The organism is Halomonas cupida, assembly GCF_900142755.1.
Classification (GTDB): Bacteria; Pseudomonadota; Gammaproteobacteria; order Pseudomonadales; family Halomonadaceae; genus Halomonas; species Halomonas cupida.
In genome coordinates, this window is sequence record NZ_FRCA01000004.1 from 113,571 (window position 1) to 128,888 (window position 15,318).

A 15,318-nucleotide genomic window follows, 5' to 3' on the forward strand; every position below is an offset into this window, starting at 1 on the left:
TCATGATGGAATTCACCGATGCCCTGTCGGCTCTTCACCTGTTGCGCCCCTGGTGGTGTCTGCTGCTGCCGCTCATCGCTCTGCTCTGGTGGTGGTGGAGACGCCGCACGACCCACGGTGGTGCCAGCTCGAAGCATATCGCCCCGCACCTTGATCAGGCACTACGCGTAGGTAGCCGGACCCACCGCCGCTTCACCCCGATCGATAGCCTTGCCCTGCTGCTGGTATTTCTGGTGCTGGGCGCCGCCGGGCCGACCTGGAGCCGCATACCCAATCCAATGGTGACCCAGACCGCCCCGCTGGTGGTGGTACTCAAGGTCAGTGAGGACATGCTGGCCCAGGACATTCCCCCCAGCCGACTGGAACGGGCCAGGCACAAGATCGAAGACCTGCTCGAAACCCGCAGCGGCGCCTCGACGGCGCTGATCGCCTACGCCGGCAGCGCCCACCAGGCAGTGCCGCTGACCGATGACCCGGGCCTGATTCGCCCCTATCTGGAAGGGCTGGCACCGGATGTCATGCCGGAGCCCGGTGATGCCGCCGCCGATGCGCTGGCCATGGCCGAGGATCTGCTCGCCGACAGCCCGGTACCGGGCGCTATCCTTTTCGTCACTGATGGCATCAGCACCGCCAATCGCACTGCCTTCATCAATCGCGATGCTGGCTCGACGCTGGTGATGCTCAGGATGGCACCGCCCAATCAGGCCACTCCGGTGATGGATGAGATCGACGCTGAACAGGTTGACGTCAGCGCCGACGGCAGTGATGTCGCACACCTGGAGCGCCTGCTGGCCGCCGCCTACCAGCGCGCCTTGCTCGATGACGATCGCCTGGCGTGGAAGGACCGTGGCGCCTTGATGGCCATCCCGGCCCTACTGCTGGCTCTGCTGTGGTTCCGACGCGGCTGGATTGTCGGTACTCCTGTTTTGCTGGCCCCGGCCTTGCTGGCTCCCGCACTGCTGATAGGAGTCAGCCTGGCCGGTATGCTGACAGCAGCCCCGGTCATGGCCCAGCAGGATGCTACGGTCACCCGACGCGCCGCGGAGCAGAGCACAGAGAATCCGGTCATCAGTGCCATCACCCATGCCTTTCTGACCCCAGACCAGCAGGGCCGCTGGTGGATGGAGCACCGTGACTTCGATCGCGCGGCTCAGCATTTTCAGGATCCCGCCTGGCAGGGCTATGCCATGTATCGCGATGGTCAGTATGCCGAGGCAGCGCAGCTACTGGGGCGCCTTGACACCGCCGATGCCGCCTTCACTCAAGGACTGGCCTTGATCAAGAGCCGACAGTACCGCCCGGCCATCGACGCTTTCCAGACCGTGCTCGAGCGCGACCCGGATTATCCCGAAGGTGAGCGCAACCTGGCGCTGGCCAGACAGATTCTCGACTATGTCGAGGAGACCCGTGAGCAGTCGGACACCGGAGAAGAAGCAGGGATCGGCGCCGACGAAGTCGTCTTCGACAACGAGTCCAATCGTGGAGAGGAAACCCAGCAGACCGGTGACCAGGAAGGCGGCGTTCTGACGGCCGACCAGTGGATCTCGGCCCTGGATACCGATACCGGTGACTACCTGCGCCAGAGGTTCGCCGTGGAAGCTGCAAGAGGTGGGCAATGATTCCGTTGGATATCTCCAGGAGCCTGAACCGTCTCGGGATGATCTCGTTACTGTTCGTGCTGGGCCTCGGCGGAACCGGCTTGAGTGCTGGTGTACTGGCCCAGCAACCCTCATCCTCTTCTTCAGCCACCGACAGCACGGCAACCGAGGCCCCCCAGCCGCAGGTCAGTGTGTCGCTGGATCCGCAGCAGGTCGCCCCGGGCGAGTCCGCGACTCTGCGTATTACCGTACTGGTGCCGACCTACCTTCCGAAGCCGGTGGTCTTCCCGACCATTGTCCAACCCAACCTGCGAGTACTGCTGCCGGAACGTGCCACCAGCCCCACCAGTAGCCGGATCGATGGCAAGACATGGTCCGGGGTCAGCCGCAGCTACCGTCTGATACCGCTCTCCCCCGGCGACTTCCACTTCCGGGACCAGAGTGTCGAAGTCAGCTACATCGATCCCAATGGCGGTGAAGCGCCACTGGTCAGCGAGATTGCCCTGGCGCCATTGAGTCTCAGTGCCAGCGTGCCGGACGCGGCCGCCGGGCTGGATCCGTACATCGCCGCCAGCTCGATCGAGCTGCAGCAGTCACTGACCGTAGTGCACGCCGATGACACGTCCGCCGAGAGTGCCCCTGCGGCGGATGGTGGCCAGACTGACACTCGTGGTGAGACCTCCCGCGAAACCCTGATCCAGGATCTCCAGCAACCGGTCGAACTGGATGCCGGCGACAGTCTTCGTCGCGACATCACTGCCACCCTCGAGGGTGGCAGTGTGATCCTGCTGCCCGCGCTTCTCGACGAGTCAGCTCCGCAGGGCCTGGGCGTCTACCCCACCAGCCCAAAAGTTGATGAGAGCGCCACCGGCGGCAGCCGAACTGAAAGCGTGACTTACGTGGCCGAAGGCGGTGGGGAGGGACAACTGCCGGAGGTTACCCTGCGCTGGTTCAATCCCGAGTCAGGCAAGATCGACCAGGCGACACTCCCGGCCGTCGAGGTCAAGGTCTCCGGCCCGGCCCTGCCACGCTTCGAGGCGCGCGGAAACCTGCTACCCTGGCTGGTGACAGCAGCTATCGCGGTGATCGTACTGATCCTGCTGGGCTGGCTATGGTGGCGTTGGGGACGCTCTGCCTGGCAGACTCGGCGGCAACAGCAGGCGATTCAACGGGAAAGGAGTGGCCATACGGCCCTTTCACGGTTGCGCCGAGCCACCAATGCTCACCAGTTGCCTGAATGTCAGCAGGCCTGGCGGCGCCTGCAGGGTTCTGCCGCCATCCTGTCCCGAGAGCGCATCGATGCTGTCGAAGCGGCGCTGTCGACGCTTGGACGCCTGAGCTATTCGTCTCAAGGGCTGGCGTCTCAAGGGCCGATATCTCAAGCGCTGGAATCTCAAGAGCTGGAATCTCAAGAGCTGGCCCCACAGGAACATGTCGCAGAGCAACAGCCCTCTGATAGCGACAGACAGCAGCAACTGGTCAGCGCATGGCAGGCGCTGAAACAGGCGCTGCCCACGTCAAGCGAACTGAGGAGTACTCGGAGAGTTCCGGCATTGCCGCCGCTCAATCCAACCCGCTCCAATGCATGACAGTGCAAGTTCGTCACGATGCAGGTGTATACACTGCACGTTCATAACCACGCATAACCATGACGATTGATCGATGACTGTGACTCTACGCAACTCCACGAGCGCCGTCCGCTGGCGGCGCCTGTGCGCCACCATGGTCGTGTTGGCCTCGATGAGCCTGGCTGGAACCAGCTACGCCGCCTCCCCCGGCCTCGCCGAAGATCCCATGGGCTATGCTCCGGATGGCAGTTGTGCCGGATGCCATGAGCAGCAGGACAGTGCCTGGCAGGACTCGGACCACGGCTGGGCCATGCGCGAGGCAACACCGGAAAATGTGCTGGGTGATTTCGACAACGCTGAATTCGAGGATGGCGACATCAAGGCGCGCTTCCATCGTGAGGATGATCGCTTTCTGGCCACCATCGAGGGCCCGGACGACCCCAAAGCCGACTGGGAAATCCGCTACACCTTCGGCTACTCACCGCTTCAGCAGTATCTGGTGGAACTGCCGGACGGCAAGCTGCAGGCATTGACCATCGCCTGGGACTCACGCCCCGAAGACCAGGGCGGACAGCGCTGGTTCTCGCTCTATCCGGGCGAGACCTTCACGCCCGACGATCCACTTCACTGGCGCGGTCGCTACCAGAACTGGAACGCCATGTGCGCCGACTGCCATTCCACCAATGTGCAGAAAGGCTACGACCTCGATACCGACAGCTTCTCCACGACCTGGCATGAGCAGACTGTAGGCTGCCAGAGCTGCCATGGTCCCTCTCAATCACATGTCGACTGGGCCACCAAATGGCAGGAAGATCACCCTGCTGCCACTGCGGAGTCCAGCGAAACCGCCGAGACGGTAAGGACGCCTGAGACGCCAGGGCTCAGTGCCGAGGATATGGGCCTGCCGGTTGATCCCGCCAACTGGGAAGGCAAGGAACTCGTCGAGCAATGCGCACGCTGCCATAGTCGCCGCCAGATGCTTGGCGTAGGCACCGAGCCCGGCACTCCGCTGACCGATGCTGCCCTGCCGAGTCTACTGACCGACGGGCTCTACCATGCCGACGGCCAGATCCAGGGCGAGGTGTATGTCTACGGTTCCTTTGCCCAGAGTCGTATGTACCAGGCTGGCGTTACCTGCACCAACTGCCATGACCCGCATACCACCAGAGTCAAGATCGAGGGCAATGGCCTGTGTACCCAGTGCCATAATCTCGCGCCACCGGAACAGTACCCGGGCATCAAGCCAGCCGATTACGACAGTCCTGAGCACCACCATCATGAACCCGGTACCGAAGGCGCCCAATGCGTGAGCTGCCACATGCCGGAAACCACTTATATGGTGGTCGATCCGCGCCGTGACCACAGTTTCCGTGTGCCACGTCCGGACCTGCACGAGGCAACCAATAGCCCCGACGCCTGTACCAGTTGCCACCAGAACCAGTCTCCCGCCCAGGCCGCCAATACCATTCAGCAATGGTTCGGCGATCTATCACGCGCCAGTCAGCAAGGTCGCCCTGGCCATGATCTTCCACACTATGGCGTGACACTGCAGGCTGCGCGCAACGGTGACCCCGAGGCGCTGGACGGACTGGTCGAACTGGTCAACAACGAGGACACACCAGATATCGTGCGCGCCACGGCGGTGGATGCACTGGCCAGCTTCGGCCCTCCTGCGGTACCGACACTGGAAAGTGCCCTGCACGATGCGTCCAGCCAGGTACGCGCCGCCGCCGCGCCCCCCTTCGCTCAGGCACCGGACAGTGCACGCATTCAGCAGTTGATGCCGCTGGTCGATGACTCCGACCTCGCGGTACGCGACGAGGCGGTCAAGGCACTGGCGGGCGTCTCGATGATGCTGGTCCCCGATGATCAGCGCGACAAGCTGCTCGAGGCGCGGCGTGACTATGAGCGCCGTCTGCGTGAGGGAGCCGACCTACCGGGCAACCGCCTCAACCTGGCCGTGCTGCTCGAGCGTACCGCTCGCGAGGACGAGGCCATCGAACAGTATCGCGCGGCCCTGAAGATGGACCCGTACTTCCTGCCGGCTCGGGCCAACATGGTGACCCTGCTCAGCCGCGAAGGCCAGGCCGAGGAAGCTCGTGATGCGCTGCGTGAAGGACTCGCCCTGGAGGAGATGCCGGAACCGGATCGCGGCCATCTGGCGTATCTTCTGGCACTGTCCCTGGCCGAGGACAAGCAGTTCGAGGAGGCGATCGAGTGGCTCGACAAGGCCGCTCAGTGGCGTCCGGCGCATGCCCGCACCCACTACAACCTTGCCCTGCTGCTTGATCGTCTGGGGCGCAAGGATGAGGCAGAAGCAGCTCTCGACGAAGGGCTGCGCTACGCGCCGGAAGACCCGGACCTGCTCTACGCTGAGGTGTATCTCAACGCCACCCAGGGCCGTGTGAACGAAGCCCTGGAAGCACTGAGCCGTTTGCGCCAGGTGCGTCCAGACGACCCTCAGTTGCAACGCCTCGAACGTCAATTACGCGGCCAGGGTGCCGCTCAATAGGCCTGAGCACTGCTCAATAAGCATGGGCCTTGGTCAATATGTCTGGGCACTGGTCAATAGACCAGTGCCCGCTGACCAGGGATAGTCGGGCAGTTCAGATTGAAAAGTTTCGGGGCTGCCCGACTCACTCCTCGCCCGCCACCACGATTCGATTGCGCCCACGCTGCTTGGCTTGATAGCAGGCAGCGTCGGCACGCTGGATCAGGACGTGAATGTTCTCATCCCCCTCGCGGAACTCGGTCACCCCCAGACTGGGCGTAACGCGGTAGCTACAGCCCCGATGCCTGACCTCAACCCCGTTGATCGCATCGATCAACTGCTCGGCAATATGCTGCATCTGCTGCAATGAGCAGCTCGGCAACAACACTGCAAATTCATCGCCACCCTGCCGCGCCACGTGATCAGTACTGCGCACCGACCCTGCCATCTGCTCGGCAACAAGGCGCAGCATCTCGTCTCCCAGCGCATGGCCACCGTCATCATTGATCGCCTTGAAGTGGTCAAGGTCGAACAGTATCAATGCCGATGGCGTGGACTTCTTGCGCCAGTCGGCCAGCGCCTCTTCCAGGCGGCGCTCGAATCCCCGACGGTTGAGCAGTCCAGTCAAGGGGTCATGCTCGGCTTCCCATTGCCGCAGAACCTCTTCCTCGCGGCGCGAGGTAATATCCTTGACCGTGCCGACGAAGCCGATCACGGCATCGCCGGCAACGACCTGGCTGGCGTGCACTTCCAACCACAGCAGCTCACCATCGACTCGCCAGTAACGAAACTGGCGCAGGAATTCCTTACCCGTCTGCATACTGTGATACCAAAGCTCGATAGCCTCGCTGCGATCATCGGCATGAATCGCATCGATCCACTCCATCTCGCGATCAACATCGAAACGGCGCCCCGAAAGGGTCACCAGCGCCTCGTTCATGTAGTTGATGCGTCCCTGGGTATCGGTGACGAACATCCCTTGCGGCGAGGAAGCCAGGACCGCCTCGATGAAGGCCTGACGGTCACGCAGAGCCATCAACGCTCTGTTGCGCCCATCATCCACCTCATTGAAGGCATCGGCCAGTTGCACGAGCTCCTTCATGGAGGTGCGCAACTTGACCTTGTCACGCAAGCCGGCGCCGACCTGAGCGATCTGGCGCTTGAGACGATAAAGCGGCTTGAGCAACAACACCACCTGCCAGGCCAGCAGCGGGAGCATGACGCCTGCCATGACAACCCCGATCCAGCCGAGTTGACCGACCAGACCACTGAGCGGCGTCATGCCTTCATCCTCGGGGAAGAACACCCCGATGATCCAATTGGCCGGCCAGACCTGACGATAGGATTGATAGGCGACCTCGCCATCATGGCGAGGACCAACAAACTCCCCTTGCCAACCATAGATGGCCTGCTCGATAGCCGGACCACCGAGAATTTCCCTGGCATCATGCATCACCCAACCGCCATTCGGGTGATAGAGCATCCTGCCCGATGCCGTGAAGATGACGGCATAGCCACCGGTCCCGAGACGGATACGACTGATCTGCTCGAAGATATCGCCCTCTCTCAGATCAACCACTCCAGCCACCATCCCCTGTAGATGGCTTCCATCCAGCACCGGCACCACCACTACGACAACGGGATTGCCGGATATTCGGCTATAGATAGGTTCACTGACATAGGCCTGTCGCGTACCACGTACCATGCTGAAGTATTCACGATCAGCAAGGTTGATTGCCGAAAGCTTTGAGGAGTTCGGCCAGCTGGCCAGAATGCTGCCCTGGTTATCAATCACCACCATCCGGTCAAACAAGCCAAGCAGGGCCTGGCTGTTCAGCAGCGCCGATTGCTCAGGATCACTCAAGACATCCCAACGAATACTGGCAGCCATTCTCTCGAGTACATCAAGGCGCGTCTGGACCTCATCGCTGACCGCATCCGCTATCAAGCGAGACTCATAATGGAGGTGCTCGAAATTGACCTCCCGCACCAGATCCTTTCCGATCATCCAGCCCGACCAGAGCATACCCACCAGAATCAGCGCCCAGGTCAAGACAAGGCCGATCAATATACGGGCGCGGAGCGACAGCAGCACCAGTAACCTGCTTCCCATACTCAAGGCATCATCTCCCTGGCCATCCGGTATATGGCACGGATGTTATTGTTGCCGCAGCATCCCGGTTACTCGGCGCAAAACCATCCTTCGAGATGGACCTCATCATCAGCACTCTCTCATGATCCATAACGTATTTGAGACAATACTGCTACCCCTTGTGCCCAAACCGGCTCAGTATGGTCAGAGTTCAAGCACAACCCCCTGAGTCAACGCAGATTCCAAGCCCTGAAAAAAACCAAGGACCCTGAAAGAACAACGGGCCCCAAAAGGGGCCCGTTGTTCTTTCTGAAAATCAGATCGGTCAGAATCAGTTTTCCAGCTCGACCTTCAGCTCGTAATTGCTGGGTCCACTATGCGATGAACCAAACTTCTGCCCCGCCACCTCGATACGATAGCGCCCCGGCGCCAGGTCTGTCGTCAAATCAACGTTGCCGTTGAATCCTTCACCAGCCCCCTCCGCGACGACGGAACCGGACTCGTCCAGTACCTCCAGACTGAGGCGGTAAGTGTCCTCGTCACCGCCCGGATAGGTCGAGGTAGTGATATGCACACGCCCCTGTTGAGCGACGTTGAACGTCAACACCTCGCCTCGTGCACGGATCTTCACATCGGTCTTGATGACCTGCACTTCAGGCTGAGAGTCAGCAGCACCGGTAACTTCGGGCTCCACCGCAGCTGCACCATCTGCTGTCGCGGTAGTACTTCCGGTTGCCGCCTCTGCTCCGGCTGATGACGTTGTTCCGACTGCTGCTGCAGTCCCCGCCGCTGCACCTGCCGCGACAGCCCCAGAGGCAGAAGATGACGAGGCGGCATTGCCTGACGCTGTAGTGGCGCTACTATCGGCGGCGGCCTCAGCAGTCGCACTGCCGCCAAGCGTGGCAGCGGCGTCATCGCTGCTGACAAACACGCTCTGATTGCCGTCTCGGTCGGTGCCGGTGAAATGCATTCCAACACCATCATCGACACTGCCACTGATCGGCCGGCCCTGAGCATCCAGCCCGACGACAGAAACAGAGTAGCCATCGCCGGCACGACCTCTGCTGCCAAAGCGCATTGCCTTGACCTGCAGCTCGTAATCACCAGCCTCAAGCGGATGCTCAAGCTCAAGACCGCCTTCCAGGCCATAGCCCTCATCACGAGCGATCACATTGCCCTGCTCGTCGACCAGCACGGCCTCGATGGAATAGTTTTCGTCATATCCGCCAGTAACAGAGCTTTCGAAGCGGTAGACACCCGCCGTCTCTACGGTGAAGTCGTGGGCATGTGGAGAGCCGAAAAGAAAGGTGCGACTACGCGCATCACTGTCGGATTTGAAAAAGCCGGTCAAATCCAGTTGACGACCCTCTTCACGGAAACGCTGCTGCGCTGCGCTGCCTGTATCAGCCAGGGCACCAGAGCTGAACACGGCTACGCCAATGGCCAACAGTGCCACAGGAAATGTGGTGTCTTTCATGAGTCCTCACATGCTTCCGCGGATATGAAAAAAGCCGATCCAGAAGAGGATCGGCTTTCGTTTATAGCGTTGATGACCCTATGCGGTCAAACCTGTTCGCTGCCGAAGCTTAGAACTGGTAGGTCAGACCCACAGCGTAGCCGTCATCTGCGTCAGTATCACGGTCGTACCAGCCACCCTCAACCCAGGTGTACATGGCATCGGAGATGTTGTAAGTGACACCAGCGACGATTTCGTTGCGGCTATCAGTTTCTTCACAACCGTCACGATCGCGAACATCGCAGTTCAGCGTGCTGAGGCGATCAGCGAAGCCGGAACCGCCGTAATCGACATACTGGTAAGCACCGTAAATGTCGCCCATGCCGTTGCCGTAGCCGTAGCGTGCGCCCAGTGCGTACAGGTCAGAGTCCAGAATCAGATCGTTGTCGGACTCGAAGCGCTCATACTTCAGAGCAACGCGCAGGGTGTCCCACTGGTACTGGAAGGTGATACCGTACTGGTCGCCCAGATCGCCTTCGGCATCAACCTGGACAGGATTGCCATCTGCATCAACCGTGTCATACATCGCACGGCCAGAATCAATGTCATAGATGCCCAGGTTGTCATAGACACCTGCGACAGAGAAGCCGCCGATGGTGTACTTCATACCACCGAAGAAGGACGCATTACCGGAATCCTGCAGGTTCTCGTCTTCAGCGTCGCCCTTGTACTGGCTACCCAGGGCAAACTGGAAGCCACCCCAGACCGGTGAAGTATAGGTGATCTTGTCACCTTCCGGATCACCAACAGTTGTATCTTCGTCTACGAACGTGCCCGGCGCACCCTTGAACTCGTTGGTGTCAGACAGATCGAAGTATTCGTTGTTGGAGACCGGATCCTGAACCCAGTCATCCAGCAGCGAATCGTAGGAGCCAACACGTGCATCACCGAAGTTACCACGCAGACCGATGTAGGCTTGGTCGCCATTACCACGGCCAGTGGAAATCTTCATCTCGTCGGCTTCGTAGTCATCCAGCTCGAATTTCATGTAGCCGGTCAGACCGTTGTAGATCACGTGCTCAGCAGCGAAACCGATGGTAGAACCGTTATCTGCGATTTCATCCTTGGTTTCACCGGTCACATCTTTCTGAGAAAGATACATCAACTGAATGTTACCGTAGATATCCAGCTTGGTGCCGTCCTGGTTGTAGACGGTAGCAGCCTGGGCGCCGGCAGTGGCGAAGGCAGCAGCACCAGCGATGGCAGTCGCCAACAGTGTCTTTTTCATTGCTGTGTTCCTTTTGACTAGCTTGCTGTTTCGATCGTTTGCTGCGCGTGGGCAGCTTTGGCTTTGCCGGTCTATTGCCGGCTCGATTCTGGCCTTCCAGCTCCCTCTCGGGAGGTTTGAGGCAGCGAGCCCGACATCGGCGCGGCCTTGTTATAGTCCAATGCTCGCAAGGGCAACCATATAACGGGATTCCCGGAAGCGCAACAAGAAAAAAACACTGTTTTCCTTCATGCAGCCCAGGAATTGGACAACGATCCCTGCGATTGCCCCACCTTCGCCAACCCATTTAATGAACATTGTTCGTTAATAAACAGGAACTTTTCGCTCATCACTCGAGCCAAAGGCGGAGCGGATACATCATGCCCCGCCGATGTGACGCTTTCAAGTCAACGCGCAACATGACACAAGTTGAGCGAAAGATCGGAGGGCCCATCAATTGGCGTTATGGCGGGCCATCAGCGCATCCAGCTTGCGTTGAAGGCGACCTTCACGACTATCTTCCCGCTGCCCCCCTTCCCGCTGTCCTCGGGGCTCAGCTTCGGCCGAAGGAGATGGCGAAGACGTGGACTGAGCGTCCCTGACCGCCCCTCCCGCCGCGGGCGGTGAAGCCTCCGGCTCTCTGGAGGACGCGCTGGCCTTGTTCCCTGCAGCGGAAGCCTTGCCTCCCGTACCACGACGAGCCGGCTTGTTCCTGCGCCCCTGCTGTTGCCGCTCCGCCTGCAGGCGATCCAGTTTGCGCTTGGCATACTCGGCCGCCTGGGCGTCCACCTGACCATCCACACCACCGCTGAGGTCAATGCGATCGGCTCCCTCGCGCACCGACTTCAGATAGCGCGGCAGATTGACATAGCAGGCCAGAGCGCGACGAACCAGCTTCTCCGGCCATGGCTCCCGAGCCGCCAGATCTTCGTGGATGCCGACCTTGAGTGGGCGAGTATGTCCCTTGAAGAAGGTCTGATCGTATTTCTGGTACCAATCTGCCAATAGAGACTGAGGAGACGGCGCCTTGTCGAAGGGCAGGTCGCCCTGCTCCACCGCAGGTCGAGAATCAGCATCCAACGTGGTTGAAGAGCCTTCAGCTCCGGAAGATAAATTGCCTTCAGCTGCGGAAGATAAATCGCCTCCCGTTTCCGGGGATGGCGACAGGGCCCCCTCCGCGTTGGAAGGCAAGGATTCGCCAGCCTCAGTGGAGGGATGGGAGTGCTCTGCTTCAGGCACGCTGGATTCGGTGGACGCAGAGGCTTCCTCTTGAGGACGCGGCTCCTCGGCGGCGGCTTCCCGCTGTTGTTCACCCCCTGCCGGTGTCTGCCCCTCCGATGCCTCGGCATCGCCACTGGTCTGATCATGACGAGGCCGGTGGTGAATCAACGCCGCCAGCCCCTGGGCGCGACGAGTCGAACGGGAAAACATCGGTGTTGGGCTTGAGGAGGATGCTTCAGGGTGCTCGACACGCTCGCGCAGACGGGCATTGTGAGCTTCAAGCTCACGGTTCTGCTCATCCAGCTCGCGATTCTCTTCCGCCAGCTCACTGTTGTGGTCGGCCAACTGCTGGCGTTCGTCGCGCACCTGCGTAAGCTCAGCCTCCAGTTCGCCAATACGTGCCTGTTGAGCCTGCTGTTGTTCGTTCAACTGCGCCTGGGCGTCAGCCTGAGCTTCAGCAAATCGGGCCTGCTGTTGAGCGGCCTCGTCCAACTGTGACTGGGCCTGCTGCCAGCGATGCTCGATTTCCGTATGGCGCTGCCGTAACTCATCAAGGCTCTGCTGCCGCTCGTCGCACCGCTGCTGAAGTTGTTCACGCTCCAGCTGGAGCTCTTCACAAGCCCGCTGAAGCTCTTCACAACGATGCTCAAGGGTTTGACGATGCTGTTGCTGCTCGGCGCTGCTTGCCTGGAGGCTGTCGCGTTCCCGAGTCACCTCCGCGAGCTGTTCCTGCTGTTCGACCAACTGCTGCTCGAGCGACTCCTGCTGCCGAGAGGCACTATCCAGCTCTGAAGTGAGGCGCTGTTCGCGAAGGTAACCTTCACGCAGTCCGTCCACCAGCGTCGCCAAACGTTGCTCGAGCGCATTCAACGGATGCTCTGCGTGCGTATCGATCACGTCGTATCCCTCCAGGCTTGACGCCCTGTCCCATAAAAGACAGTTCGAAAACTACTCATGCTCACCCGTTGGCCGATCCCGGGCCAGAGTCAGCAGATGTTGTTCAGTTATCCAGACAGTCTGTGCCAGCCCCGCCAATGTCGCAATTGTCTCTCAGCAGCGACGCTCATAGCGAACAAAACGATAGTTCGGTTGGCCATCGGCGGGCGTACCGGCAACGCTATCCACCTCCTGCCACTGGCTGAGGTCCAGCTCGGGGAAAAACGCGTCTCCCTCGAGCTCGATATCAACCTCGGTGAGATAGAGGCGCTGGGCCACCGGCAATGCCTGAGCATAGATCTGCGCGCCGCCCATCACCATGATCTCATCCGCCGCATCAACAGTGGCATGCTGATCGGCCATCTCGATGGCACTGGCCAGATCGTGACAGACCCGCACGCCATCATGCTGGAAGGCAGTATCCCGGGTCACCACAATATTCAGTCGGTTGGGCAACGGGCGTCCGATGGACTCGAAGGTCTTGCGCCCCATTACCAGCGGCTTCACCTGGGTCATGCGCTTGAAGAACTTGAGGTCTTCCGGCAGATACCAGGGCAGTTGATTATCGACGCCGATCACTCTGTTGCGCGACATCGCCGCAATCATCGCCACCGGAATCAGTGTATCGAGCATCTGAATGGGAGCCTGTTCGCTCATACCGCCACCTCTTCACTCATACCGCCACCTCGGCCTTTATATGCGGGTGTGGATCGTAGTCCTGGATCGAGATGTGCTCGAAGCGGAAATCAAACAGGTTTGATACCGAGGCATCCAGTTCCAGACGTGGCGCGTGACGAGGTTCACGCGACAGCTGTTCGCGGGCCTGGTCAAGGTGGTTCAGATAAAGGTGAGCGTCCCCCAGAGTATGCACGAAATCCCCCGGCTTCAGCCCCACCACCTGGGCGATCATCTGCGTCAACAGCGCATAGCTGGCGATGTTGAAGGGGACCCCGAGGAAGATATCCGCGCTGCGCTGATAGAGCTGACAGGACAAACGACCATCGGCAACATGGAACTGGAACAGGCAATGACAAGGCGGCAACGCCATCTCATCGACCAGTGCCGGGTTCCAGGCTGAGACAATCAGCCGGCGTGAGTGCGGATTGCTGGACAACTGCTCAAGCAGCTTCGCAATCTGGTCGACGTGGCCACCGCGCGGGTCCGGCCAGCTACGCCACTGGTAACCATACACCGGCCCGAGATCGCCATTCTCGTCAGCCCACTCGTCCCAGATACGCACCCCATTTTCCTTCAGGTAGGCAATATTGGTATCGCCCTGAAGGAACCACAGCAGCTCATGGATGATAGAGCGCAGGTGCAGTTTCTTGGTGGTCAGCAGAGGAAAGCCCCGCGCCAGATCGAAGCGCATCTGGTGGCCGAACAGCGAACGCGTCCCGACACCGGTACGATCCGAGCGCTCGACGCCGTTCTCCAACACTTCGCGCATCAGGTCCAGATAGGGGGCTTCGAGAGCCGGCTTTTGAAGAGCAGGCTGCTCAGGGGCGAGTAGACCAGAATCAGTCAAGGACATCAGCTTCTCTGTTTCGGGCAGTCGGAAAGTGGCCTGTGTCTGGAACATGTTTTCAGGAAATGGGGTCAGAAAACGGTTTCAGAAAACAGCTCCAGAAAACGGTTCCAGAAAACGGCGCAGGAATACGATTCAGGAAAGGAGTTCCAGGACAGGCGCTCAAGGAAAATAGTCTAAAGAAAATCGCCGCTCCAGGCCAGGAGACGGCGATTTGTCGTTCACCCCATTGAAGGTGCGTTCGTAGCTCGCGACCCACATGGATGTGGGAAGTGCACATTCGTCGGGAACGAACATGGGCCAGCTCGTGGCTCGTGGCTCGTGGCTCGTGGCTCGTAGCTACAGCTTCCCATCCACGGGTTGGCGACGAGACCACACCACCAGCAGGACACCAAACAGGATCATCGGCAAGCTGAGCAGCATACCCATGGTCATCCATCCCAGAGCGATGAAACCAAGCTGCGGGTCGGGAAGACGCACAAACTCCACCGAAAAGCGGAATGCGCCATAGCAGATCAGGAACAGGCCGGACACCAGACCGCGACGACGCGGCTGCGCGGACACCCACCACAGGATCACGAACAGCACCACACCTTCCAGCAGCGCTTCATAGAGCGAAGACGGGTGGCGCGGCTCAGGACCGTAGCCGGGAAACGGCATGCCCCAGGGTAGATCGGTGACACGCCCCGGCAACTCATGGTTGATGAAGTTGCCGATACGCCCTGCGCCCAGCCCCACCGGCACCAGAGGAGCAACGAAGTCCGTCAGGGTGAAGAAGGCCAACCCCTTGCGGCGAGCAAACAGCAGCGCCGCAACCAGCACGCCGATCAGACCGCCGTGGAAGCTCATGCCACCATCCCAGACCTTGAAGACCCACAGCGGATCGCCGAGCCACTGATCCAGCCCGTAGAACAGCGCATATCCCAGCCGTCCACCGCCGACCACACCGACGGCCGTGTAGAACAGCAGATCGCTGACATCATCGCGGGTCAGGCCGATGCGCGCAGCACGACGACACCCCAGCCACCAGGCGGCGACAAAGCCCACCACATACATCAGTCCGTACCAATGCACCTTGAAGGGCCCAAGCGCGATGGCCACCGGATCGATTTCAGGATAACTCAACATAGGTAAGTTGCTTCCCTGCAGGAAAATCTGGAAATG

10 protein-coding genes are annotated in these 15,318 nt (G+C 60.2%); 3 read left to right on the plus strand and 7 right to left on the minus strand.

Annotation, left to right across the window (positions count from 1 at the left end):
- Positions 1-2: 2 nt before the first annotated feature.
- The 3 genes from BUE38_RS08980 (at position 3) to BUE38_RS08990 (ending at position 5,678) form a co-directional block, all read left to right on the plus strand.
- The gene (locus BUE38_RS08980) at positions 3-1,619 is read left to right on the plus strand and encodes a VWA domain-containing protein (RefSeq protein WP_073434867.1); all 1,617 of its coding nucleotides are present in this window, start codon (positions 3-5) and stop codon (positions 1,617-1,619) included.
- The gene (locus tag BUE38_RS08985; RefSeq protein ID WP_073434868.1) at positions 1,616-3,187 is read left to right on the plus strand and encodes a BatD family protein; all 1,572 of its coding nucleotides are present in this window, start codon (positions 1,616-1,618) and stop codon (positions 3,185-3,187) included. Before BUE38_RS08980 ends, BUE38_RS08985 begins: the two co-directional genes overlap by 4 nt.
- A gap of 73 nt (positions 3,188-3,260) precedes the next feature.
- Entirely contained in the window at positions 3,261-5,678 is a 2,418-nt protein-coding gene (locus BUE38_RS08990) for a tetratricopeptide repeat protein (protein WP_200802167.1), read from the plus strand.
- A 124-nt stretch (positions 5,679-5,802) separates the two neighbouring features.
- On the opposite strand, the gene BUE38_RS08995 is transcribed toward BUE38_RS08990, so the two are convergent.
- The 7 genes from BUE38_RS08995 to lgt form a co-directional block, all read right to left on the minus strand.
- A complete protein-coding gene (locus tag BUE38_RS08995) occupies positions 5,803-7,770 on the minus strand; it encodes a sensor domain-containing diguanylate cyclase (RefSeq protein ID WP_073434869.1) in 1,968 nt (655 codons plus the stop codon).
- A 310-nt stretch (positions 7,771-8,080) separates the two neighbouring features.
- On the minus strand, positions 8,081-9,226 hold the full coding sequence (locus tag BUE38_RS09000) for a hypothetical protein (RefSeq protein ID WP_073434870.1): 1,146 nt from the start codon (positions 9,224-9,226) through the stop codon (positions 8,081-8,083).
- 109 nt (positions 9,227-9,335) lie between these two features.
- A complete protein-coding gene (locus BUE38_RS09005; RefSeq protein ID WP_073434871.1) occupies positions 9,336-10,493 on the minus strand; it encodes a porin in 1,158 nt (385 codons plus the stop codon).
- 432 nt (positions 10,494-10,925) lie between these two features.
- Entirely contained in the window at positions 10,926-12,590 is a 1,665-nt protein-coding gene (locus BUE38_RS23255; protein ID WP_073434872.1) for a ProQ/FINO family protein, read from the minus strand.
- Between the two features lie 153 nt (positions 12,591-12,743).
- Positions 12,744-13,286, minus strand: a complete 543-nt coding sequence (locus tag BUE38_RS09015) for a dihydrofolate reductase (protein ID WP_084541840.1) — start codon at positions 13,284-13,286, stop codon at positions 12,744-12,746.
- Between the two features lie 16 nt (positions 13,287-13,302).
- Positions 13,303-14,160, minus strand: coding sequence for a thymidylate synthase (locus tag BUE38_RS09020; protein WP_073435081.1), 858 nt, complete (start codon positions 14,158-14,160; stop codon positions 13,303-13,305).
- 333 nt (positions 14,161-14,493) lie between these two features.
- On the minus strand, positions 14,494-15,282 hold the full coding sequence (gene lgt, locus BUE38_RS09025; protein ID WP_073434873.1) for a prolipoprotein diacylglyceryl transferase: 789 nt from the start codon (positions 15,280-15,282) through the stop codon (positions 14,494-14,496).
- Between the last annotated feature and the right edge of the window lie 36 nt (positions 15,283-15,318).